Origin of the sequence: Rhodococcus sp. NyZ502 (assembly GCF_041464245.1) — a bacterium.
In the GTDB taxonomy this organism is placed as follows: domain Bacteria; phylum Actinomycetota; class Actinomycetes; order Mycobacteriales; family Mycobacteriaceae; genus Rhodococcus_F; species Rhodococcus_F qingshengii.
Genome location: NZ_CP167155.1, coordinates 1,411,401 through 1,436,314 on the forward strand (window position 1 = coordinate 1,411,401; position 24,914 = coordinate 1,436,314).

Here is a 24,914-nt window from a genome sequence, read left to right on the forward strand (position 1 = left end):
TCTTGCTGTGCGCGGCGCTGGAAAGGAAGCCGTGACCCCGGGGGTGTGGATAGCCGTGAGTGAACACCACTTGTCCACAGTTCGAACCGGTTTCGCGTCGCTGGAGAGGGTGTTCGGTATGGGGAAACGGTGGCAGGTTCCCGGTGTCGCGCTCTAGGAAACCCTTGCGTCCGGAGCGTTCGCGTGCCAGGCTGTTCAGCTATGACTACAGGAAAGGCGGACACCGCCACCGTCTCGTGAGCGCCGCACCGATTCGCTCGTCGGCATCACATCGAGCGACATTGCCCGAGAACTTCAATCTCTTCGATGAAGACAGTCTGGCCCTGGAAAAGATCCGCGACGTGTGGCTCGAACGCGGATTGTGTACTCGTCCTGCTGATCGAAACACCGCAGAAGCCTCTGTCGCGCAACTGTATCGACGCTCCGGGCTCCCGAAACCGGAGTTCGTCTGGGTCCCGTCGCCGTCTGCTGGTTCGGACCTGATCGTCACCGAAGGACTGTCGACCAAGATGTCATTGGACGGCACCGGCCTCGACTGCGCTTCCGGGTATATCGCGAGCATGTTTGCGGCTTCGCGCCGACGCATGGACGCGCGAATCGAATGTCGGAGAACTGGCTGGCAGATGGAACGCCGGCAGGGGGAGCGCCTGATCAGGGCGTCCATTTGGGAATCGTTGCACACCACGCTGTTCGACGGCGTCGCAGCTGCGATACGAACGATGTCGACTCCGGTGGCCGGGGAAGTGACCTGGTACGGGCAGCAGGACGCACATCGAATCGCGTACTACGACACATGTCATCGATTCGGTCTTGCGACTTTCCGCTCGGAAGACCGTGAACTCCTCGACGTGCAGACCGCACTGGCCGACTCGACCGGGTGGTGGTGGGCGTTCGACGACGTGTGCATCATGGCGGAACGACCCACCGCCTTACATGCCGAACCGATTCCGGGCAGCGCGCAGGGAGCACGGCGCTTGCATCATTCTGATTCCCCCGCAATCGAATTCGTAGACGGTACAACGGCGTTCGTTCTACACGGAGCGATCGTTCCAGAGTGGGTAGTGCTCGACCCCACCGCCGAACGCATCGCGCACGAGCGCAACGTCGAGATCCGTCGATGTGCAATCGAGCGGATCGGCTGGGATTCCTACATCGAGCTGGCGGGCCTGACACTGGTCGACCAAACCGACGATCCCGGTAACGCCGGTTGCCTGCTGCAGCTCTACGCGTCGCCGGAGGGCTGGGGTCGAAGTGGACGGATTCTCCTCGCGGTCAACGGTTCTCTCGAACGCGACGGGCATCGGCGTCGATACGGCATCACCGGTACCGACTATTCCCGTCTCGTTCGTCGAACCTGAATCCCGAACCCTCAATCCTCGAACCCTCAACCCTCAATCCTCGAACCCTCAATCCTCAAACCCTGGGTGATACTTATGAACTCGAACATGACCTTGTCCGCTCTCACCACCCTCACCGGCCTGGATGTCTTCGACTACCTGGACCAGGAAGTGTCCATTCCTGTGATCGACGGACTTCAGGCGCAAGGCGATCTCATCGTGGTCCCGTTTTCGCTGCTCGCAAATATCGTGGCGCCTCTGCCATAGACACGCTCTGTGAGAGTGCCGCTCTCCGGCGTGGAACTGCTGCGAAGTGCGGCGGGAGGGAACCCCCACAGTCTGGTTGCAGACGAAGGGGAGTGCACGTGGTCGACGCCGGTGAAAGATGCTCGGGGCCTTGCACTCGGCATGCTCGACACCCGAGTGACCGCGTACCTCATCCACCCGGAGCACGGCGCGACCGGCATCGCTCCGGGACGATACGTCATCGGCCGGCAGCAGGAAAGGGGCGTCGGGCGTGCGCGCGGTGCGGTGATGCTTGTCGCCGATTGACACGCCGGCCTCGAGTTGGCGGGGGAGTGAGCACCACTTGCACAGGGCGAGCACCGGTTTCCGTGTGCTGGACGGTGTGTCGGGTCGAGGGAAAGGGTGCTCGGTCGGCAAAGGCTCCCGCACAAACACGAATGCCCTCACCGTGACGGTGAGGGCATTCGCGTGTGGTGCGCTTACTTCTTGCGGCCAGGAGCCTTCGCGCCGGCCTTGAATCCGAGTCCGCCTGCCTTGGGGGCGGGCGGCGCGGCAGCAGGCGCCGGAGCTTCCGCGGGTGCGGACGCCTCAGCAGGCGCTTCAGCGGGTTCTGCCTTCACAGGTTCGGCCTCGGGAGCCGGGGCCTCTGCAGCCGGCGCCGGGGCCGCAGCGGGAGCTGCCTTCCGGGCACCGGGAGCCTTTGCGCCCGACTTGAATCCGAGTCCGCCGGCCTTGGCAGCAGGCGGAGCCTTCGGGGCTTCCGCCTCGGCGGCCGGAGCCTCTGCCGGTGCAGCCGGAGCCTCTGCCGGAGCAGCAGCAGGTGCTTCAGAAGCAGGAGCAGCCTTTGCACCAGGAGCCTTGGCCCCACCCTTCATCTGCAGTCCCTTGCCGCCGGGTGCCTTGGCGCCGGACGCCAGGCCCAGACCCTTCGGCTTGGCGACGGGTGCAGCAGCTTCGGGTGCAGCAGCCTCAGCAGTCGGAGCTTCCGCTGCCGGCGCGGCAGCGGCCTTTGCTCCGGGTGCCTTGGCGGCGCCCTTCATCTGCAGTCCCTTGCCGCCGGGAGCCTTGGCCCCGCCTGCCAAGCCGAGACCCTTGGGCTTTGCGACAGGTGCTGCCGGTGCAGCAGCTTCGTCAGCGGGAGCTTCCGCGCTTGCGGCGGGAGCCGCTTTCTTGGCGCCGGGAGCCTTTGCCCCGCCGGCCATTCCGAGCCCCTTGCCGGGTGCCTTGGCACCGGGAGCTTTTGCACCTGGTGCTTTGGCGAGGCCCTTCATGGCCAGACCCTTGCCTGCCGGTGCAGCCTTGGCTTCCGGAGTCGCGGCAGCTTCCTCGACTTCGGCGACCCGATCCTGCTCGACGGTCTCAGCCTTTGCCTCAGCAGCGACCGGTGCCTTCTCGCGTGGGATCACCTTGATGTTCTCGCCGAGCTGGGCGGGATCGAGACGAGTGACGGAGTTCAGCATCAGCTGCGCGACGTCGACGACCTCGACGCCTTCGCCCTGGCCTTGCTCCTGGCGGGCAGTGACGCCGTCGGTGAGCATGACGCGGCAGAACGGGCAACCCGTGGCGATCTTCTTGGGGTTGGTGGAGAGCGCTTCGTCGACGCGGTCGACGTTGATGCGCTTGCCGATGTTCTCTTCCATCCACATGCGAGCACCACCGGCACCACAGCACATGGAACGTTCGCCGTGACGCGGCATTTCGACGAGCTTGGAGCCTGAGGCTTCCATGAGTTCACGGGGAGCGTCGTAAACCTTGTTGTGGCGTCCGAGGAAGCACGGGTCGTGGTAGGTGACGTCTTCGCTCACGGACGCAACCGGGATCAGCTTCTTCTGGCGCACCAGACGGTTGAGCAGCTGAGTGTGGTGCACGACCTCGTAGTCGCCGCCCACCTCCGGGTACTCGTTGCCGAGGGCGTTGAAGCAGTGCGCACAGGTGACGACGATCTTGCGCTTCTTCTGCTCGATACCGTCGAAGACCGAATTGAGCATCTCGATGTTCTGCATCGCGAGCTGCTGGAACAAGAACTCGTTGCCGGCACGACGTGCGGAGTCGCCGGTGCAGGTTTCGTCGGCGCCGAGGACCATGAACTTCACTCCCGCGGTGGCGAGGAGTTCGGCGACAGCCTTGGTGGTCTTCTTGGCACGGTCTTCGTAGGCGCCGGCGCAGCCGACCCAGAAGAGGTACTCGTAGTCCTCGAAGCTGTCGGCGTCCTTGCCGAAGACAGGGATCTCGAAGTCCATCTCGTTGATCCAGTTGAGACGGTCCTTGGAGTTCTGACCCCAGGGGTTGCCCTTGTTCTCGAGGTTCTTGAACAGGCCGGCGAGCTCGGAGGGGAACTCCGATTCGATCAGGACCTGGTAGCGACGCATGTCGATGATGTGGTCGACGTGTTCGATGTCGACGGGGCACTGTTCGACGCAGGCGCCGCAGTTGGTGCAGCTCCACAAGGTTTCGGCGTCGATGACCGGGGCCATCTCGCCTTCGACGGTTTCACCGACGAGCTTGCGGTCGGCCTCGAGGCGTGCCGCCTCGGGGATGGCTGCGAGGGCGCCTTCCTTGACATTGCCTTCGCTGTCGACGAGACCGATCTCGTCGCCGCCCATGTCCTTGCGTCCACCAGCGAGCAGGTACGGGGCCTTGGCGTAGCCGTGGTCACGCAGCGACATGATGAGCAGCTTGGGAGAGAGCGGCTTTCCGGTGTTCCACGCGGGGCACTGGGACTGGCAACGACCGCACTCGGTGCAGGTGGTGAAGTCGAGCCAGCCCTTCCAGGAGAAGTCTTCGATGTTTCCGGCGCCGAGAGTGTCGGTGTCGGGGTCGACGTTCTCCATCGTCAGGACTTTGCCCTTGGACATCATGGGCTTTGCCGCGCCGAGGGCGACGGTGCCGTCGTCTTCACGCTTGAAGTAGATGTTGAAGAACGCCGAGAAGCGGTGCCACGCGACGCCCCAGGTGATGTTGCGGCCCACGATCGCGAGCCAGATCATGCCGGTCATCAGCTTCACGAATGCGAACACCGAGATCATGACGGGGCTGGCGGGAAGCAGTTTCGCGACCTGCATGGTGAAGAAGTCGGTCCACGGGTTGGCGTGACCGTAGGTCGCGATCTTGCCTGCCTTGACCATGATCATGCCCAGGCCCTCGAGCAGGACGATGCCTTCGATGACGTAGGCAGCCTTGAAGTTGGAGCCGCCGAAACGGGACAGGCGCGCGGGCAGACGCGGGTGGTTGAGCTGACGGATCACGATCAGCGTGGTGATACCGATGACGGTGCCCAGGCCGAGGATCTCGTCCCACAGGTGCCACGCCCACGTGTTACCGAAGATGGGCCAGTGGAATTCGGGGTTGAACGTCTGGCCGTAGGCCTCGAACCACAGCAGGAACCCACCGAGGAAGCCGACCATGACGAGCCAGTGGGCCCAGCCGACGCTGCGGAACTTGTTCATGCGCGTGTGCGCGATGAACTCGATGATCATCTGCTTGAAGCGAGGGAAGAACGGGCGCCATCGATCGGGTGCCGACTGGCCGATGCGCACGGTGTTGAACATCCTCAGCGCGCCTGAGAGGAAGATGTACCAACACACCAAGCTCAGCAGAGCACCAATCGTGCCCAACGTAATCGTCAGGGCATTCATGTCGCGGCCTTTCGTTTCAGGGCGACGCGTCGGCCACCTCGGGACAGCCCACTGATACTAACCTGCGTTATGTTACCCGCCAGTAACTAGCATTACCAGCCTGTAGGTACCGGCTGGTAACCGCTCGTGGCCTGGAGAGATCGATCTTCTGCGTCGGACGGGCTGGGCCAGACGCAGACATGTCTGGTCGTCACGTTAGGCGGTGCCCGTCAGGTGTCCATCTGTCAGGCAGCCCTAAGTCGGGTTCCGAGCAGGTGAGAACAACCGACCGGCTGTTATCGTTACGCCCGTCACGCACAGGGGAAACGGGTGGTGTGAGTCATCGACTGACGCCCGCCCGATCCCGGGGAGGATCAAAAATGTTCATTCGAAAAGCTGCGGCCGTCGCAGCGATGACCATTGCCGCTACGGGCATCGCTGCAGGTACTTCTTACGCAGCTCCGGAGACGTCACCCGACGTTTCGTACACCGCCGAGGTCGTCGACCAGGCCGTTGTCACCACCATCGACGCCGGAGCATTCCGGGTCTCGGGCGACGGAACTCACGTCGACTTGCAGAACAGCCAGGGCGCAACTCTCGTGAGCCTTCCGCTCGCGTTCAACCTCGGCGACGTTCAGTTCCCGTTCGACGAGACCGTCAGTGAGGACGGCAAGACCCTCACCCTCAAGCCGAACCTGGACCAGGCCAGCTCCAAGCCGAAGCCGGTCGCTGCCGAGTTCACCCCGGTTGCTTCGCCTGACGAGGATCAGAAGGCAATCGAGAAGTTCCAGTCACAGCTCGGGCTTGCCACGCAGATCGGTAGCCTCACCGGCACGATCGTCGGGGCGGTCATCGGTTGCATCGTGGGTCTGCCCGGCCTGGTCGTCGGCTGCCTGCCCGGCATGGTCACAGGGGCCGGTATCGGTGGAGTCGCCGGTACCATCCTCGCCGGCGGCGGAACTGCCGTCGTCGCGGGCTTGGACCTGATCAAGGTTCTGAACGCTCCGGCTGGAACAACTCTCTTCCAGTAGAACGTCACGAACGCCGAAACGGGCGCCACACCTTCAGAAGGTGTGGCGCCCGTTTTGCTGTCTCGAGTAATGCGTGTGATCAGTAGTCGCGAACCTTCAGGCCTGGGTTGGCGGCGAGGATGTCGTTGATCGGCGTCGCGTACTGGGTCGGGGCTTCTTGCCCGAACAGTGTCTCTGCCTGAGCGATCTCGCACAGGGGAGAGGTGGCGACGTTGGACGCACTCGTGATGCCCACTGCCAACGTTCCGGAGACGATCGGGCCACCGCTGTCACCCTGCAGGACGCAGATGTTGGTGGTGAAGCCGTTGTCGAGGGTGTGATCCAAAACCTTTGCGACGCGGTTGACGCCGGTGACGACGCCGCAGCTGAAGCCTGTGGTCGATCCTGCCTTGCAGACCGGGGCGCCCACGACAGGATCGGCGGTACCGGTGATGTTGACCGAGCGGTTGAACGGGACCCGCACGCTGTTGTTCTCGAAGCGGTACTTCGCGTTGTCGTCGATGTTGATGATCGAGTAGTCGCGCCCGTCGAAGCTGCTCTTGGCGAAGTACCCGACGCGGGGCCCGGTCTGGTTGTTCACCATTGGGAAGACCTGGCTGGAGTTCGAGGTGCCGGCAGCGGCGCGATTGGGATCGCAGTGACCGGCGCTGATGTTGACTGTGCGTCCTGAACCGTCGGTGCCGTTGAAGCCGAATGAACAACGCAGTCCTGTGTTACCGGAGGTTGCGCCGAAGGCGTCTCCGCCCAGTGCTGCGTCGCCGGTTGCGGATCCGGTTGCGGGGATGAGGTCCGCGACGATCGGGGGAACCAGTAGCGGAGCAGCGGTATGGACGACGGTCCGCTTCAGGAATTCAGGCAATTCGATGCCGGCGGCAGGATCGGCCGTGAGGGCGACTCCGTTGCCGACGACGTCGACGGCGATGCCACGCACGAGGTCTGCGACCTCGGCAGGCTGCGAATCGAGCCAGGTGTTGAGTGCCGAGAGTTGACCTTGCAGAGCCTGCTCGCTCTGCGCGACGTCCTTGACCTCGAAACCGGCCTTCTCGGCGGCCTCGCGGGCAGCATCCTTGTCGCGACCGTCAGCGAGAGCGACGATGCCCTTGCCGAGGTCGTCGAGCCACACTCCGGCAAAAGAGTCGGGAAACTGGACGCGCGCGATGGCGGCGAACTCCGCGAGCTTCTGCGCGAGTTCGGAACGCGAGACGAACTGGTCGGGCGTCAGCGCCAAGTCGTGCTGTAGGGCTTCGGCGAGTTCGACGGGCAGATGGGCTGCCTGATCGGATACCCCGGATTCGTTCGGTTCTGCGTTCGCGACCGCGGTGATCGGTCCGAGGAGCAGCAGCGCGGCCGAACCGAACACTGCGGCGCGACGTGCGATGGAGCTTCGCATGTGGGCCTTTCCACTTCGTTGACCGCGTACCACCCCCCTGGGAGCACACGGATACGGCTCACGGACTTGTGGTGAGCCGATCACAGTCGACCATGACTATATGGGTTCGAACGCGCTATTCCCACCCGTTACATGAGCAGACAGCGCTGACCCCGACCGACAACAGCACTGTGCCCGCCGATCGCGAAACGGATCGGCGGGCACAGTGTGTGAATCAGTGGTTGGTCAACCTGCAGTGCGGACGCGGATTCCGGCACCGACACCGCCACCGGAAGCGCGATCTGCCGCGTCGAGGATGTCTCCGACCGGAATACCCAGATTCGAGGTTCCACCGGAGGTCGCCAGTACCAGGTTCGCTTCGTTGCAACTGGGTGCTCCGCTGCTGTTGGAGCCGCTGGTGATGCCCAGAGCCAAGGTTCCGGAGACGATGGCGCCGCCACTGTCCCCGGCGAGGGTGCACGCGGTGCCGGCGAATCCGCGAACGGTTCGTGAATCACCGTCCGCCATGACCAGTTGAGTTTCGACGCGATCGGCTGCCACGACACCACAGGTGAAGGACGACGTCTGGCCGGACTTGCAGATGGGAGCGCCGATCACGGGACGTGCTGTTCCGGTGATCGCGAGGGTGGTCCCGTTGGCACCGCGGACGGCAGCACGGTCGAGGCCCGCGTCGATGCCGGACTGGTCGAACTTGATGACCGAGTAATCGAGATCGCCGGCGTTGTTGCCGACGGAAGACTGTGAGAATGCTCCGATCAACTGACTGTCGTCGACGTTCGCGTGATTCGGCAGGTAGACGGGCGACTTCGAACCCTCGGCCGGATTGCAGTGTCCGGCACTGATATTGAGAGCATTGTTCTGATCGTCGACGGCGTTGAACCCGAACGAGCAGACCGAGATGTTCTCGGTCGGTGTCTCGCGAATGGGGCCTGTCGACGTGATGTAGGTGTCGCCGCCGAGTGCTCCGGGATCAACCGATCCGCCACCGTCCGGGCTGAGAACGATCTTGGTGTTCTCGAGCAGGGTCGGAAGATTGAGCGCCTGCCCGACGGGGCTGTTCGCGACGTCGATGACGACCTGGTTGTTCAGGACGTCGATAGTCGCCGAATTGACTGCGCGTGAGATTTCCTTGGGCAGCCCGGCAATCCATCCGTTGACGTCGGCCAGCGTCTTCTCGAGGGTGTCGGCGGAGACGGGGGCGACGTGCGTGCGGTAACCGTCGTCGGCCGCGATGCGTGCAGCTTCGGTGGTGGTGACGGCTACGACGGGTTGACCGTCGAGTCCCATCCACGAGCCGGCGTAGTCGCCAGGGCGCTCGGACTTGAATTCCTGGGCGTATGCACCGAGTTCCTGAGCTTTGGCAGCGCGGTCCAGATACTCCTGTGGGGAGATCTTCAGATCGCGTGTGATCGCCTCGATCAGCTCAGCCGGAAGCTGATCTGCCCCGAGCTGTTCGACATGCGTGTCGGAGGCGGGCTCTGCCGATGCCGTCGTGGTGAATGGAGCTGCGAGCAGTAGTGCCGAGGCGCCGACCACAGCGGTGCGGATCGCCAACGAGTTACGCATGAAATCCCTTCAAGTCCCCGGCACCGAGCCGGTAGGTACCGCACCCACCATAGGGGAAAAGTTTCGACGAGGAATATGTGCCTGTTGTCGGCAAGTCGAATTATTCTGTCTAACTTGGCATTCCGGGTCTCGGGGCCGATGGCATGACGGGCATGTCGGGATTCGGAACCACCGGATCGGTTGTGTCGGTCGGGTTGGACGGCTGCGTCGGCGTTGTCTGTGCATCAGTGGGGGCGGTCACGGCGGGAGTGTCCGGGGTATCCGGATCGACCGGATCCAGCGGTCCGACGACCGGCGGCAGGTTCTCGATCCGAAGGGGATCGATCTGGATGGTGATCGGCGATCCCTGTTGCGCGGGGACGTTCGCCGTAGTGGATTTCTCTGTACCGGTGCCCGGACTCACCGGAATGGGCTGGGATTCGGATGAGGTCGATTCCGCTTCGGATGCCCACGACTGCGCCGTCGGCTGCGCGCCGAGAGCGGGTACTTCCGGTGGGGGTGAGGTCGCTGATTGCGTGCCTGTCCCGGATGAACTCGTCGGGGTGGCAGCTGTGTCCGTCCCGGGGGACAGGGAAGATTGTGCGTCGAGAATCCTGGGTGCTGAAATGGTCGGAGTGTGTCCGATGATGACCGCTGCCGCGCAACCCGACACCGTCAGAAAGACTGCGGCGGCTGCTGCGGCGATGATCGGTCGGCGCTCCGACCGCCACTGGCGATTCAGCCAACCGTCGATGCTCGGTTCTTTCGTGACCGGTGCCTCCACGCCGGATTCCGGCTCCGGTTCGATCAGAACGAACGGCGGAAACTCTTCGGGGGTGTCCTCTGGCTCGGCAAAATCGGTTGGCTGGGGTTCGGGACAGGTAGAGGTGATCGAGAAGGGTGCGGCCAACGCTGCGGCTCCGCGAGCAGCACGGTCGTCGGCGTCAGGATCCGCGAGCCAAGCCGCAGAGGCTTCATCTTCTGAAATCAGTTCGACGCCGTCGAGATTCATGCTGTCGAGTGCGCCGCGCAGTACGTCGACGGAATCGCTCGACCAACCCGCGGGGATCACCGCAGAGATGTTCAGGTTCTGATCGGTGAGTGTTCGGACTTCCTTGACCAGGCAATACATTGCTGTCGCTACCAGTTCCTCCCCTCGCGTCATGTGCTCGGAGAAGTTGTCGGTATCGTCGGTGCCGACCCTGTCGAGGAACCCGCGCAACCCGGTGGACCCCGCCGCGGTTCCGCCTAGCTGCACGGTGCCGTCGGGGGCGTGGTGCAGAACCGATTCGCGTTCGAGGGTCACCAGCTCCGAGTCAGGTCTCGCGATCGCAGCAATGCTTCGTTTGTTGCCGACGGCGAGTCCGACTCCCCACTTCATAGCGATCCCCGTTTCACAGTTACCGAACTTTGCTCGGCAGGCATGTCCTGATTCCTGTGAAAACTATCATTTAAACGGATATACGCAACCCTATGGACAATATGCAGCTAACTACTTGTTCGGCGGTGTCATGCTGCGAAGGATGGTGAGCAGTTCCGAACGAGACTGCGCCCCGACGCGCCGCTTGATGCGTGCGACATGGTGCTCGACGGTTTTAGCGGAGATGTAGAGGCGTTCGCCGATTTCCCGATACGTCAGTCCGACGACGACGAGTTCGGCAACTTCTTGTTCGCGCTCGGTCAACACCGACGGTGGCGCCGCACTTGTGGCGGTATCGGTTGCACTTGTCTCGGCCGTCGACGTTGTGCGTAGCGAGCGCGCAACGTGGAGCAGTGCCGTGGCCGATTTGGTGTCCGGGGTGCGCAGCGCTGCTTCGCCGGCGAGGCGAGCGGCGTCCCACGGGAGTCCGATCCGACTGAGCGTTCGTGCGGCGGCTTCGACACCGTCTGCGTCGACGTTGCCTTGCATGAGTAGGAGCCACTGGCGTCCGGCGATCGCCAAACCGGCTGCGTAAGTGTGAGTTTTGGCTGATTCGGCGAGTGTATGGGCGTGTGGGAGGAGATCGGCCGGCGACTGCGAGAGGATCGACGCCTGGACGCCGTACCAATGCAGCGGCGACGACCACAGCGGCGGCTCGCCGAGCGCGCGGAGGAGTGAGCGCGCGTCGTCGACGAGATGCTCGACCTGCTCGGTCTCCTCGAGCCGTACTGCCGCGAGCCACAGTTCGCCGATGGGAAGCAGATTGAACAGATCAACGCTGCAGGACGAGAGGGTGCCTGCCGCGCCCGACCAAGCTCGACGCAGCTGGGCGAGATCGCCGGAACGCCGAGCGAGACCCACGATCAGAGCATGCAGAAACAGTGCGTCACGCTCACGGAGGGGGCCGCGGACTACCTCCTGCGGTAGGTCTTCGAGAATCGCGTCCTGCCCGCGGACCATCGCGATCCAGGCGCCGAGAAGGTGAAGTCGCGCCCACGTGTGGCTGCTTGCGTCGTCGGCGGCGATCGCGGCCGTGACGACAGCGGCGGCCCGTTCATGGGCGCCGTTGTGCAGGAGTGCGAGAGCTACCAGCGCCGGGGCGGAATCAGGCTGGAATTCAGATGTGTCGGCTCCGCCGGGGAGCGAGAGTGCGCGCGACATCGTGTTGAGCGCACTCGGCGCGCTCCCGGTGACCGATTGCATCAGTCCGTTGGCCAGTGTGGTAGCGCCGACCGTCGAGCTCGACGGTGATCCTGTGTGTCCGGTGAGCGCGGCGTTCGCGTCATCGACCTTGCCGATGCCGAGGAAAGTGATTGCGGCGAAGGGGGATTCGTTTCCGGTGCGCCCTGGCCCCAGCCAGGTGTAGAGATCTGCAGCGGCGCCGAGTTGGCCGCATGCTGCGGACGAAGCTGCGCGGATTCGCACCGCCGCAGCCAATCTCGCGTCGTCGAGATCGGGTGCGGCGATGACGGAATCGGCCAGACGGCAGGCAGTGTCGAGGTCACCACTGCGAGCCGAGACCTGGGCGTACAGCAGCGTGTCGGCCACGCCGAGAGGCTCGATCGAATTCACGCGGCGAAAGAGATCTGCCGCGACCGCCGGCGTGCTCGCCTCGACGGCGTCTCGTAGTACACCCGTGAGATCGCGGTGGCGGATTCCGGAGTCGAAAAGTCTTCGTGCTGTGTCGATATCGAGGGTTCTCGTGTGTGCGCGTGATTCGACGATTCTGATCAGCTCGCTGCGGATACGCCCGGTGCTCGTCGACTCGGCGAGCACGCTCGCGACGAGTGGTGATCGCGAACCGAACAGTCCGGTCGCCAGTGCCCGGTCGAATGCAGCTGTGAGGCTGAACTTCTCCTGTCCCAGATCGAGCTCGAAGGCGTCGATGTCCGGGACGGCGAGTGAAACTTCGAGGATCTCGCGCTCGATCGGATGCAGAGCGGTGACCTGGTGGAGGATGTGTGTGCGTATGGCGTTCGGCATTTCCAGGCGGCCTGCCGAGGCGGCGGCGAAGTACGCTTCGATCGCCCCGAAGGAACCACCGGACAGATGCTCGAGCGCCACCACGGCGCGGTCGTCGAGCGGGACTCTTCGCTCGGCCGCGATCTTCCGAATATCGTTTCGGTTCAACGGGTTCAGATGCAACACGGTGCCGAAACTCGAGATGTTCGAGTAGATCGGTGCGAGTGGTGGATCGATCCGATCGGAGGCTACGACAACTCCGAGGTCGTCACGTTGGACAAGCTCTTTCAGGGCACGGATTTCATCGGAGGTCAGAGCTTGCGCGTCCGCGATCACCACAATCGCGTCGGCGGGGACGTCATGCGTGACTGCGGTGACCACGGGCTTGTCACCCGATTCGATTCGCTTCCGTACAACCCTCGTCACTTGGGGCCGAGCGCTGGCATCGGTCCCGGTGACGAATAGGCGCAGTGGCGATGCAGTCAGGTCGACGTCGCGCAAAAGTCCTGCGATGAAAGACGATTCGGTGCCGTTGTCACGGTTCATCGAAAGACCGCCGGTCAGCGGATCGGTGCGGTGACGCCGCCGACGACACCACCGACCACGTTTCCGACACCACCGACGACGTTACCGAGACCTCCGACCACGCCGCCGACTCCGTTGCCGACACCGTCGACCAGACCGCCGACTCCGTTTCCGATGCCGGTCGCAGCGTCACCGACACCGGTCCCGACGCCGGCTCCAGGCGCGGGTGCGGGTGCGGGTGCCGGGGCGGGAGCAGGTGCGGGCGCCGGGGCGCCGGGTGCGGCAGGCGCAGGCGCCGACGGAGCGGTCTCGCCCGGTGCGGGCGAGGATCCCGCCGGCGCGCCGGCAACCGGAACTGCCCCCGGCGCCGTCGTCGAGCCGCCTGCGGCAGCAGGAGAACCGGGCTGATTGCTTTGAGTGCCGTTGTTCGCAGTCGTGGATCCGGTGCCTGCCGCTTCCGCTGCCGTGGTGCTGCCGGGAGTAGAGCCCGCGGTGGTCGAAGCGGTCGAGGAGGTGGACTCGCTGGTGGTGTTCGCCGAACTGGACGGAACGTTGATCTTGTCCATGGCAGTTCCGATTCCGAGCCCGCCTGCGGCGAGCACGATGAATGCTCCCACCACTGCAGCAACGACGCCGACCCTCGACGAGCGTCGAGTCGCCGTGTTCTCTTCTTCGGTCGGCTCGGCAAGCAACGGAGTGGAGAAGGCGGGAACTGGTGCGGGCTTGCGAGACGGCTCGGCGGGAATCACTGCAGTGGCGGCGGCCGGTACTTGCGAGTCTCTGGCGTCGAGTGCGAGGGCCGCGGCGCCGGACGCCGCGCACGACGCTGGATCGGCGTCGGCGATCACCGGGACACGAAGCTCCGCGGACAGTAGTTCGGCGACAAGGGGAATGGACGAGCTTCCGCCGGCCAGGACAACCTGATTGACGTCACTGGACTCGACGCCGGCAGATCGCAGGCTTTCGCGAACCAATGCCACCGATTCGGTGAGGGCGGGCCGGATCAGATCTTCGAGTTCGGAACGAACGAGTCGAACGTCGCTGACGGCACCGGGAAGCGCCACGCGGGCAACGGTTTCCGTCTCGGTGGAAAGTTCCTCCTTGGCTGCGCGGGCATGCTCGCGCAGAGTTTCCAGCGCTGCAATCGTCTCGGGTGCAAAGGGATCAAGGGTTGCGAACTGGTCGGAAACCGCATCGAGCAGGTGAACGGTGACGAGGTGATCGAATTCGTCGCCGCCGATGTCCTCGCTGCGCAGCGGCTTACCGAAGATCTCGCTTCGTCCGTCGGTCGTGGACATCATCGTGACGTCGAGCGAGCGAGCACCGAGGTCGTAGACGACGGTCAGACCGTCGCTGACGACAGTTCCGGAAGCGGCGAGCCACGCCATGACGGCTGCGGGTTCGGCGACGAGAGTCGCCCCGTGAATTCCGACGTCGTCCAGAGCGGACTCCATGGTGCGTGCCGTGTGGCGGTTCCACCCCACCGGGTGAGCCAGGACGACAGTTGGCCCTTCGTTACCGCCTGCCTGGTCTACCAGTGCGCCGACCGCTGTCGCCGCGAGAGCCTCGCCGCGGTACTCGGTACCGTCGGCGGCAAGTATCGGAATCGGGTCTCCGACGCGCTCGACAAATCCGGTGATGACGGATCCGTCGTCCAATTGCAGCGCACTGGGTAAGCGGACCTGTTGCGTTTCACCGGTCGAGCCGTCGGTGACAGCTACGAGAGTGGCCGAACCGATGCTGATGCCGAGCCCTGCCGCCATGAACGAACTCCCCTGGTCGTGGGCGACAGAAGGACTGTCGCGGTTGTCTGCGATGTCGGTTTCAGGACCTAGATCGTTACCGGATCGGAGGCGTCGCGACGAAGTAGGGGACCGATCCCCTAATCGGGGCAAATCCCCTATTCCGACCGGGCGTAGCCCAATGGGGGGCTTCCCCACCTGTCCCTGGAGAAGAGGGGGGTGCTCCCCGTTGGCCCCAGTCGCAAAAGTTCTTAGCGTTGATTCCACTCGCTACCTCTGGCAGCGCACCAGTTTCCGGACCACCGGCAACTACCCACCGGCAACAACCCGGTCAACGAACTTCAGGAGAACCCGCCATGGCAACGAACGCCGTACTCGAATTCATCCTCGGGCTACTTCGTGACGACGAGGCAGCTGCCAACTACTGCGCCAACCCGACCGCGGCACTCGATGCTGCCGGTCTGTGCGACGTCAGCCCCGCCGACATCGTCGCGGTCGCTCCGCTGGTCGCCGAGTCCGGACTCTTTGCCGGTGGCGGCGCCGACCTGTCCGCGATCGTCAACGCCGGTGCGTCCGCTGCCGGTGCAATCGGCGGCGGTCTCGGACTCGGCGGTGGTCTCGGTGGTGGACTCACCGGTGGTCTCGGTGGTGGCCTCGGCGGCAGCCTGGGTCTCGGCGCCGGTGCAGGAATCGGAGTCGGAGGCGCCCTCGGCGGCCAGTTCGACCTGGTCGGCGACTTCGCAGCAGCCCTCAGCGCTGCGCTTGCCATCGGTGGCGAGATCAGTGCCGAACTCGGCGCAGCCTTCGGCGCTGTGATCGAAGCCGGTCTCGGTTTGGGCGGCGCACTCGATCTCGAAGGAGCTCTCGATCTGGGCGCACAGCTCAGCGCGGCTCTGGGCGGCGCCCTCGGTGTGACCGGCGGTCTGACTGCGGAGCTGGGAGCAGCCCTCGACGCCGCGATCGGCGCAGTCGGCGGACTCGACCTGACGGCAGGGCTCAGCGGAGCTCTCGCACCCGTATTCGCCATCGGTGGTGACCTCGGAGCCGATCTCGGCCTGGCTCTCGGTGGACTCCTCGGCGGCGCAGCAGACCTCAGCGGTCTCCTTGACATCGGCGGCGAACTGGGTGCGAGCCTGACCGGCGCACTGGAATCCGCTCTTGCACTCGGCGGCGGCCTGGATCTTGCCGGCGCTCTGACAGGCGACCTCAGCACGGCATTGTCCGGCGCGCTCTCGGGCGTCCTGGGAGCCGGCGGCACGATCGGCGCCGATCTGGGTGCATCGCTCGGTGGCGTCCTCGGCGCGATCACGGATGTCAGCGTTCTCACCGATATCGCGGGCGGCCTCGATCTCGGTGCTGCCCTGAGTGGCGCCCTCGGCGGAGCACTCGGCGTCGGCGGCGGTCTGGAAACTGCATTGGGCGGCGCACTCGACGCAGCACTGGGTCTCGGCGGCGGACTCGACCTCGACGCCGTACTCGGCGGCGGCGCAGACCTCGGCGCGCAGCTCAGCGCGGCACTCTCCGGCGCCCTCGGTGCCGGCGGAACGGTCGGAGCCGACCTGGGTGGCGCACTCGGTGGACTGCTCGGGGGAGCACTCGACCTCGAAGGTGGTCTCGGCGCAGACCTCGCAGCAGCTCTGGGCGGAGGCGCGAATCTGTCGACGGCCCTCGAGGGTGTTCTCGGTTCGGCACTCGGCGTCGATGCCGGGCTCGCGGGCGGTCTCGGCGGCGCTCTCGACGCAGCGCTGGGCGCAGGCGGACTTACCGGAATCGACCTCGGTGGTGCACTCGGTCTGGGCGGTGAAGCAGGCTTGGCAGCCGGTGTCGCTGCGGCTCTCGACACCGCTCTCGCAGGTGCAGGCGGCTTGGGTGCTGTCGGTTCCGTGGGCACGGACCTGACCGGCGCGCTGGACGGTGTGCTGGGCGCAGGCCTCGGGCTGGGGGGCTCTCTCGACAGCGTTCTCGGTGCCGAAGGTGCACTCGGTGGAGCGCTGGACACGGCACTGAACCTCGGCGGAATCGACACCGGTTCGATCGGTGCCGACTTGCCCTCCGTCGACCTCGGCGCTGTGAACCTCGGCCCGATCTCCGCTGAACTGCCTTCCGTCGACCTCGGAAGCATCGCGGCAGAAGGCCTGAACCTCGGCGGTGTGACCGGCGACCTCGGAGCAACTGTGGGCGGCGCGCTGGACGCAACCGCAGGTCTCGACGCAACAGCAGGTCTCGACGCGGCCACGAACGCTGCGGCTGGCTTGAGCGGATCGCTCGGCGGCGCACTGAACGGCGTCACCGATCTCGGTGGATCGCTCGGCGGGGCTGTCGGAGCAGTCACCGACGTGACGGGTTCGATCGGTGCCGACGCAGCCGCAGCTGCCGGTGGCACAGTCGACGGCGGCGGTACCGTTGGCGGCGGCGGAGTCGCTGACCTGGGCGGATCCCTCGGTGGAGCAGTGAGCGGAGTGTCCGACCTGACGAGTTCGTTGACCGGTGCGCTGAACCCGTGGTCGTCGATCGATGCGACCGATGCTTTCGGTTCGGGTTCCACTTCGGGTCTGAGCGCCGATACCGAACACTCGCTCTTCGCCGAGGATTCGGTTGCAGCGCCGGTCGATCACATCGACCCGGTTGCGGTTGTCGATCACCTGCATCCCTGATCTGCTGACGCAGGAACTGAAATCGGTCAAAATGACCTGATGTAACAAATCCGGCCCTGCGTGCGCTATGCGTTCGCAGGGCCGGATATTCGAGTCGGGAAGAATTGCGGGTCAACGTAGCTCATGAGTGATTCAGCGAGTCAGGTAAGCAGCCGGAAGGCGCGCGTCGCGTCGTCGACGGCGTCGTTGCTCGAACGAACAGCCGTCGTGGCGAAGGATTTCGGGCGCACGGATCTGGTGCGCCGACTCGAGAACGCTCAGGTGAGAGTCAACGACCCGCGTATTCGCATCGTGGTGGTCGGACCCCTCAAGCAAGGCAAGAGCCAGTTCGTCAATTCTCTGCTCGGCATCGATGTGTGCTCGGTCGGTGACGACGAGACCACTGCCGTGGCGACGGTAGTTCAGTACGCGGAGACCGCGGTCGCCGAACTGATTCTCGCCGATCCGGGTGCGGCGCCCATTCGGGTGCCCCTCCCGCTCGAGGAACTGATGGGGATCACCCCGGCCACGCCTCGCGCCGAAGGGCGTGAGGTTCTGCGTGTGGAAGTGGGTGTTCCCAGTCCGCTGTTGGCCGACGGTTTGGTTCTGATCGACACTCCCGGTGTCGGCGGTCACGGAAATCCTCATGCTGCAGGAACATTGGGATTGATCACTGCGGCCGATGCAGTGTTGGTGCTGTCGGACTCCAGCCAGGAGTTCACCGAACCGGAGCTGGGATTCATCCGCCAGGTCGTCAATCTGTGTCCTGCGGTAGCCGGGCTGATCAGCAAGACCGATCTGTACCCGCACTGGCGGCAGATCCTCGACGCCGATCGCGGACATCTCCAGCGTGCCGGGTTGGATCTGCCGCTCATTCCGATCTCCTCGGTACTGCGCTCGCACGCGCTGAGGCTGGGGGACAAGGAACTCGAAGCGGAATCCGGATTCTTGGACCTCTATCAGTTCTTGCGGGACAACGTCGTTGCGCGTGCCGAATCGAATACTCGACGCGCAGTTGCGATGGATGTGCGTTCTGCGGCAGCGCATCTGACGTTGGAGATGGGCAGTGAGCTTGCGGCGCTGAAGGATCCGTCGACCGCTCAGGCAGCGGTCGCGGGACTGCAGCGTGCCCGGGCAGCGGCCGAGGAACTGCACAAGAAGACCTCACTGTGGCAGCAGAGCCTCGGTGACGGCATCGCAGACCTCGCCGCCGACATCGATCACGACCTCCGGGACCGGTTGCGCCGGGTGACCCGCCAGGCCGAGGAGACGGTCGACGAAGGCGATCCCGGTAAGGACTGGGACGTCGTGGGGGAGTGGCTCGAACAGGAGATCGCCACCGCGATCGGTGACAACTTCGTGTGGGCGCATGATCGCGCACAGTGGCTGGCAGAAGTTGTGGCGCAGCACTTTGCGGAGACCGGTGACGTCGCGCTCCCGCATCTCGACGTCGCCGACACCGACGGTTTCCTGGAACCGGTCGGTGCATTGGCGGACCTCGAATCCGGCCGAATCGGCATCACTCAGAAAGTCCTGGTCGGCATGCGCGGCTCGTACGGCGGCGTGCTCATGTTCGGCTTGATCACCACGATGATGGGCATGGCTCTGGTCAACCCGATCTCCATCGGCGCCGGGGTTCTGCTGGGCACCAAGGCTTATCGTGAAGACAAGCAGGCTCAGGTGCTCAAGCGTCGCGCTGAGGCGAAAGCGGCCATCCGACGGTTTGCCGACGACGTCAGCTTCCAGGTGGGCAAGGAGTCGAAGGACCGCCTGCGCCTGGTGCAGCGACTCCTGCGGGATCACTTCACCGACATCGCCGAGCAGGCGCTGCGCTCGATCAACGAATCCCTCCGCGCCACTCAGGAAGCCGCGCAGTTGGAATCGAGTGAACATGCCGCTCGGATCAAGCGTCTGGAGACCGACATGCGCGTCGTCGCGGAGCTCGACGCCGTTGCCGAAACGCTGATCGGCGAAACTCCCGCTCCTGCCTCGGCAAAGGTGACCAACGCATGAATGCCACGACCACCGTGACCGCAGTGGAGTCGGCACACGCCCTGATCGACCACGCCAGACGTGCCTACGCCGATCAGCCGCAGACGCGCGCCCAGTTGGAAGAATGTGCGGCCAGGCTCGACGAGCCACTCCGGGTGGCGCTCGCCGGCTCCCTCAAAGCGGGTAAGTCGACGCTGCTCAATTCGCTTGTCGGACAGGATATAGCGCCTACCGACGCGACGGAATGCACACGCGTCGTCACCTGGTATCGGAACGGGACGACGCCGCAGGTGACCGCGACGGCCGAGAACGGTGCCGAGTTCAACGTGCCGGTGACGCGCCGCGACGGCAGGCTCACGTTCGATCTGGGCGAGTACACCGCAGACTCGGTGGACCGCATCGACGTCGACTGGCCGTCTTCGGCATTGGCTCGTACGACGATCATCGACACACCGGGCACCTCGTCGCTCTCGACCGAGGTCTCGGCCCGCACCTGGGACATGCTCGTTCCCGACGGTGAGGCACCGGGCGCGGATGCAGTGGTCTACCTCTTGCGGGCTCTCAACGCCAGTGACATGCAGTTCCTCGGGAAGATCGCGGATCACGTGGGCGGAGAATCCGGGCCACTCGGAGTGATCGGAGTGCTCTCGCGTGCCGATGAGGTCGGCGCAGGCAGGCTCGACGCGTTGTCTTCGGCGAAGGACGTCGCGGCGCGATTCGCCGAGGAGTTGGAGCGAACCGGCCTGTGCCAGTCGGTGGTTCCGGTGGCAGGTCTACTCGCGCTCGCTGCTCGGACGATGAGGCAGAGCGAGTTCGCGGCCTTCTCGGCGCTCGCGCAGGTTCCGGCCGAGGATCTGAGCCTTGCACTGCTCTCCGCGGATCGCTTTGCCAGGCAGGACAGTCCGCTGCCGGTCGATGCGGCGATGCGGGCGCAATTGGCCGATCGGTTCGGGCTCTTCGGAATTCGCCTCGCCGTGACGTCGATCAAGTTGGGGGCGACCGATTCACCGTCCCTGGCGGCCGAATTGTTGGAGCGCAGCGGCCTGGACGAACTGCGTCAGGTGATCGACGTTCAATTCGGGCAGCGGGCAGATCAGCTCAAATCGCACACGGCGCTGGTGACGCTGGGAAGAATCCTCGAAGCCGATCCGAGCGAGGAAGGCGATCAGATCGCGGCGGAGGCGCAACGGTTGCTTGCCGATGTTCACGGCTTTCACGAACTTCGCCTGCTCGGGCGTCTTCGTTCGGTACACACGGATCTGCCACCCGACGACCTGGCACAACTGCAAAGACTGATCGGCGGCTACGGAATCCGGGCAAGTGACCGGTTGGGCTGCGAACCGGAAGAATCGCCGGAGGTGCAGCGTGCGCGGGCCACGGCGGCTGTCCGCAGATGGCGCGAGTTGTCCAGACATCCGCTCTTCGACAGGTTCACCTCGCGCGCCTGCCTGGTCGCCGCCCGCAGCGCCGAGGGCGTCCTGGCTGAAATTGTGCCCGAATAGGGACCCGTTCACTATGCGAGCGCCGGACGAGGGTTCTATCTTGAGTTCGGGATGATCCGGACATAACTACCAGGTTCGGGTCCCACCTCGATGGGAGCACGCGCATGGCGAGTGACATCAAGTCCGCTTCACCGGATCGAGCCACCCTCGTCCTGGGGACGCTCATCCTGGTCGCTGCGGTCGCGAACCTCAATCTCTCGGTCGCGAATGTCGCTTTGCCCGATATCGGGCGGGCTTTCGACGCCAGTCAGACGCAACTGAACCTGATCGCGGTCGGCTACTCGCTGGGCCTGGCCGGAACGGTGCTCTACCTGGGGGCCTTGGGAGACCGATACGGCCGCAAGATGTTGCTGGTCACCGGCATGGCGCTGTCCATTCCGGCGTCGATCGTGGCGGGATTCGCCGGGAACTTCGAAGTGCTGTTCCTCGCTCGGATAGTCGGAGGCGTCTCGGCAGGTCTGGCGTTCCCGACCACGCTGGCAATCATCACGGCGTTGTGGGCCGGACCGGCACGAACCAAGGCGATTGCCATGTGGTCGGCAATCGGTGGCGCGATTTCAGCACTCGGTCCGATCGTCTCGGGGGCGCTGCTCGAGCAGTTTCACTGGGGTTCGGTCTTCTTTGTCACCCTTCCCTTGGCCCTTGTGGCACTGATCTGTTCCCTGGTGTTGGTTCCCGCTCACGTCAACGAGACGACCGAGCGAGTCGATCACCTCGGCGGCATAGTGTCGATCGTCTTCATCGGGGCGCTGGTGTTGTCCATCAACTTTGCGCCGGTGAAGGGTTCGGGCACGTTGGCTCTGGTGCTCGGGGCGATAGCAGTTGTCGCGGGTATCGGGTTCTTCCTGCAACAGCGACGCGCGGCCAATCCGCTGTTCGATCTTCACGTAGCTGCGCGCCCGACCTTCTGGGTCGCGGCGGTGGGTGGGTTGGTCGTGTTCGGTTCGCTCATGGGCGCGATGTTCATCGGCCAGCAGTTCCTGCAGAACGTCCTCGGGTACTCGACGCTGGCAGCCGGTGCGGCGATCATTCCGGCTGCGCTGGCGATGGTGATCGTTGCGCCGCGCTCGGCGACCATGATCGAAAGGTACGGCGCCCGCGTCACGCTGCTCGCCGGCTACCTGTTCGTGGTTCTCGGTTTGTTCGTCGCGCTGTTCCTGTGGAACGAAAGCACACAGTATTGGCAGGTCGCGCTGGCCTATGCGCTTGTCGGCATCGGCGTCGGTCTGGCCGGCACACCGGCATCGCGTTCGCTGACCGGATCCGTTCCCGTGCACCGCGCTGGTATGGCGTCGGGAACCTCGGACCTGCAACGCGACCTGGGCGGCGCCATCATGCAGTCGATTCTCGGCGGAATACTCACGGCCGGGTACGCAAAATCGTTGGGAAATGCGATCTCGTCCTCGCCGAACGCATCCGAAGTGACTCCCGAAACTCAGGCCGCGCTCACCAAATCCTTCTCCAGCGCCGAAGTTCTCGCGGAACGCTACCCGCAATACGCGGACCAAATCATGACCGCCGCCAAAAACGCCTTCCTGGACGGGGATACAAACGCCTACATCGCGGCGATCATCATCGTGTGTGCCGGTGCCGCGGTGGTGACGTTCTTCTATCCGCGTCGCGAGCGCGAACGAGTCCTGCTGGCGCAGTACGCGGCGGAATCCGATCTAGCCGCGGAGAAGAGTTGAGCGCGCTCTGGTAGTGATGAGGGATGCCACAGCTACTTCACATCGATTCGTCCGCCGAACTCCACCACTCGACCTCACGTGATCTGACCGCACTGTTCGCTCAGCAGTGGTCGAAGAACAGTCCGGATCACACGACGGTGACGTTGGACCTGCACCGGGATCCCTTGCCGCACCTCGCGGACGCGGCCCTGCACTATGCACCACGCTTGCGAGTCGAGGGCGAGATTCCGGATCCCGCCGCGGAAGCACTCCAGGCTCAGGTCATCGAGCAACTTACCGCTGCAGACGTCGTCGTGATCGGTGCGCCGATGTACAACTGGTCGATCCCGTCCACGTTGAAGGCGTGGATCGACTACGTACACGTCCTGGGGACTACGGTGCCTTTCGACACGCGTACTCAGCCTCTGGCAGGTAAGCCGGTGGTGATCGTCTCCAGCCGCGGAAACACCTATGCGCCGGGCTCGGGAAACGAGGCCAACGATCACACCGTCCCGCCACTCGTTCAGGTGCTCGGGGTGTCGATGGGAATGGATGTCTCCGTCATCACCGCGGAACTGACTTTGGCGCAACGTATTCCGGCGATGGCACCTCTGATCGAGCAGGGTGACGCGAGCCTGCGTGCTGCCCGGGAGTCGTTGACCGAGCTGGCCCGTACCTTGGGGGCCTGATCAAGAAGTTCGACCGGGTTCAGGTGAGAGACGAGATCATCGACGCCACGTCTGACGGTTCTACGTCGTAACCGGGGAAATAGCAGCACACTTCGTCGGCATGTTCGCCGAACCGCCGCCGAATCTCGGTGGCGCACTCTTCGGGAGTGCCGACGACGGCGAGTGTGGTCAGCATCGGATCGGTGATCAGCGACGCCATCTCGGTGTAGCCACCTCGCTTCGACAGGGCATTGAGTTCCGGTTGGACCTCGCCCCACCCTTCGACGTCGAGCACCGGACGGTATGCGGGCGTCGAACCGTAGAACGAGAGCAGGGCTCGGACGCCTCTGGCGGCCGCGGCAAGTTGATCGTCGCCGCGGCCGACGCCGACGATGACCTGCGGGATGATCGTGAATTCGTCTCGGGTGCGGCCGGATTCGCGAAGACCGGCATCGACGGCCGGAAGTGTTCGTTCGAGGAAATGACGTTGCGTGTGGAACGGCATGACCAGTAGTCCGTCGGCCACCTCGGCAGCCGTCCTGGTCATCACCGGTCCGAGCGCACCCATCAGGATGGGCGGCGGCCCATAGGGGTTGGGGCCGGGATCGAACGTCGGAGGCATCAACGTGTGGGTGAAGAACTCGCCGCGGAAGTTCAGCGTCGAGGTGTTCTCCCACGCAGTGAAGATCGCCTTGACCGCTGCGACCGTCTCCTTCATGCGGGCCGCCGGACGCGACCATGTTGCGCTGTAGCGTTTTTCGATGTGCGGTTTGATCTGCGATCCGAGACCCAGTCGAAAGTGGCCGCGACTGAGCAACTGCAGGTCGTTGGCCGAATGCGCCAGATGCATGGGACTGCGGGGGAATGCGATGGCGACGTTGGTCATCAGGTCGAGGTCGACGGCCGATGCTGCTTCGACGAGCGGGAAGAACACGTCGTGTGGTCCCTCGAACGTGAACAGGCCACCGGCGCCGGTCTCCGCGAGTTCACGGCTACGAGCAGCGCCCGCGCCCGGCGCGGAGTCCAGTTGTACGTGAACCTTCATCGGCGTCCCCGCAGCCAGGTGCTGACACCGGGAGCGAACGGAGCGATCGCCGCCACCGCGACCAGGGCGCAGTAGAGAATCGGACCCCATCTCAGAACTCCGGCGCCGATGTCTGCTGCGCCGTCGACCAGAGACATGAAGCCGAGTCCGGCCGCGATGCTCACGACTCCCACGATCGCCGTCATCACCCGCCCGGCGTTCTTGCGTGCGCGGAGGAGTTGAAGGCTCATGAGTGCGAGCAGGACCAGGACGAGAGCGCCGCCGCCGCTGCCGGCGAGTACGACGGTCACGGCATCGGAGATGTCGGTGGACGAGTATCCGGGATTGTCGCGCGCAGTCGATTCTTCGAGAGCTGACCGGACGTCGTCGAGGCTGGTGACTACCACTCCGGCGATTCCGGCCAGGACGACGAACGAGCCGATCCAGGCAGAGGTGGACAATGTCACGGCTTTGGGTGTCTCGTCGCTCGCTGCAGGTCGGAGCGGCCGAACCGAGACGTCGGGTCGCTCGGGTGCCGGGCGTGGAGGTGACGGGCGAGGAGGTCGCGCGGGAGAATTGTCGGGATCGGTCACCGGCCGATCGTAGCCATTCGGAG

General features: G+C 64.6%; 15 protein-coding genes and 1 pseudogene. 8 read left to right on the forward strand and 8 right to left on the reverse strand.

The features are described from left to right. Positions 1 to 236 precede the first annotated feature (236 nt). The gene (locus ACBG85_RS06630; protein ID WP_372026626.1) at positions 237 to 1,358 is read left to right on the forward strand and encodes a DUF6745 domain-containing protein; all 1,122 of its coding nucleotides are present in this window, start codon (positions 237 to 239) and stop codon (positions 1,356 to 1,358) included. Between the two features lie 75 nt (positions 1,359 to 1,433). After that, a pseudogene (locus ACBG85_RS06635) lies at positions 1,434 to 1,889 on the forward strand (hypothetical protein). Between the two features lie 173 nt (positions 1,890 to 2,062). Here ACBG85_RS06635 and ACBG85_RS06640 read toward each other — a convergent pair. Then, on the reverse strand, positions 2,063 to 5,218 hold the full coding sequence (locus ACBG85_RS06640) for a heterodisulfide reductase-related iron-sulfur binding cluster (RefSeq protein ID WP_372026629.1): 3,156 nt from the start codon (positions 5,216 to 5,218) through the stop codon (positions 2,063 to 2,065). Between the two features lie 359 nt (positions 5,219 to 5,577). On the opposite strand from ACBG85_RS06640, the gene ACBG85_RS06645 reads away from it, so the two are divergent. Next, a complete protein-coding gene (locus ACBG85_RS06645; protein WP_372026631.1) occupies positions 5,578 to 6,228 on the forward strand; it encodes an ammonium transporter in 651 nt (216 codons plus the stop codon). Positions 6,229 to 6,307: 79 nt separating this feature from the next. On the opposite strand, the gene ACBG85_RS06650 is transcribed toward ACBG85_RS06645, so the two are convergent. The 5 genes from ACBG85_RS06650 to ACBG85_RS06670 all read right to left on the reverse strand — a co-directional run bounded on the left by ACBG85_RS06650 (position 6,308) and on the right by ACBG85_RS06670 (position 14,833). After that, positions 6,308 to 7,618 carry a S1 family peptidase gene (locus ACBG85_RS06650; RefSeq protein WP_054187117.1) on the reverse strand — a complete coding sequence of 437 codons (1,311 nt, stop codon included), beginning with the start codon at positions 7,616 to 7,618 and terminating at the stop codon, positions 6,308 to 6,310. 225 nt (positions 7,619 to 7,843) lie between these two features. Continuing rightward, positions 7,844 to 9,184, reverse strand: a complete 1,341-nt coding sequence (locus ACBG85_RS06655; protein ID WP_054187118.1) for a S1 family peptidase — start codon at positions 9,182 to 9,184, stop codon at positions 7,844 to 7,846. 109 nt (positions 9,185 to 9,293) lie between these two features. After that, on the reverse strand, positions 9,294 to 10,544 hold the full coding sequence (locus tag ACBG85_RS06660; RefSeq protein WP_372026634.1) for a hypothetical protein: 1,251 nt from the start codon (positions 10,542 to 10,544) through the stop codon (positions 9,294 to 9,296). A gap of 111 nt (positions 10,545 to 10,655) precedes the next feature. After that, positions 10,656 to 13,091 carry a LuxR C-terminal-related transcriptional regulator gene (locus tag ACBG85_RS06665; RefSeq protein ID WP_052959798.1) on the reverse strand — a complete coding sequence of 812 codons (2,436 nt, stop codon included), beginning with the start codon at positions 13,089 to 13,091 and terminating at the stop codon, positions 10,656 to 10,658. Between the two features lie 14 nt (positions 13,092 to 13,105). Continuing rightward, entirely contained in the window at positions 13,106 to 14,833 is a 1,728-nt protein-coding gene (locus ACBG85_RS06670; RefSeq protein WP_261258095.1) for an Hsp70 family protein, read from the reverse strand. Positions 14,834 to 15,168: 335 nt separating this feature from the next. On the opposite strand from ACBG85_RS06670, the gene ACBG85_RS06675 reads away from it, so the two are divergent. The 5 genes from ACBG85_RS06675 (at position 15,169) to ACBG85_RS06695 (ending at position 23,295) form a co-directional block, all read left to right on the forward strand. Further along, positions 15,169 to 17,466, forward strand: a complete 2,298-nt coding sequence (locus tag ACBG85_RS06675) for an IniB N-terminal domain-containing protein (protein WP_372026637.1) — start codon at positions 15,169 to 15,171, stop codon at positions 17,464 to 17,466. Between the two features lie 123 nt (positions 17,467 to 17,589). Then, positions 17,590 to 19,458: a dynamin family protein gene (locus tag ACBG85_RS06680; protein ID WP_210378134.1), complete on the forward strand. Its 1,869-nt coding sequence runs from the start codon at positions 17,590 to 17,592 to the stop codon at positions 19,456 to 19,458. Continuing rightward, a complete protein-coding gene (locus ACBG85_RS06685; protein ID WP_042452229.1) occupies positions 19,455 to 20,939 on the forward strand; it encodes a dynamin family protein in 1,485 nt (494 codons plus the stop codon). Before ACBG85_RS06680 ends, ACBG85_RS06685 begins: the two co-directional genes overlap by 4 nt. Positions 20,940 to 21,043: 104 nt before the next feature. Beyond that, a complete protein-coding gene (locus tag ACBG85_RS06690) occupies positions 21,044 to 22,627 on the forward strand; it encodes an MFS transporter (protein WP_007726692.1) in 1,584 nt (527 codons plus the stop codon). A 23-nt stretch (positions 22,628 to 22,650) separates the two neighbouring features. Beyond that, the gene (locus ACBG85_RS06695; RefSeq protein ID WP_372026642.1) at positions 22,651 to 23,295 is read left to right on the forward strand and encodes an FMN-dependent NADH-azoreductase; all 645 of its coding nucleotides are present in this window, start codon (positions 22,651 to 22,653) and stop codon (positions 23,293 to 23,295) included. A gap of 19 nt (positions 23,296 to 23,314) precedes the next feature. On the opposite strand, the gene ACBG85_RS06700 is transcribed toward ACBG85_RS06695, so the two are convergent. Together ACBG85_RS06700 and ACBG85_RS06705 are read right to left on the reverse strand one after the other, a co-directional pair. Next, positions 23,315 to 24,319: a TIGR03617 family F420-dependent LLM class oxidoreductase gene (locus ACBG85_RS06700; protein ID WP_042452226.1), complete on the reverse strand. Its 1,005-nt coding sequence runs from the start codon at positions 24,317 to 24,319 to the stop codon at positions 23,315 to 23,317. Next, a complete protein-coding gene (locus ACBG85_RS06705) occupies positions 24,316 to 24,891 on the reverse strand; it encodes a hypothetical protein (protein WP_039972689.1) in 576 nt (191 codons plus the stop codon). Before ACBG85_RS06705 ends, ACBG85_RS06700 begins: the two co-directional genes overlap by 4 nt. Positions 24,892 to 24,914: the final 23 nt, after the last annotated feature.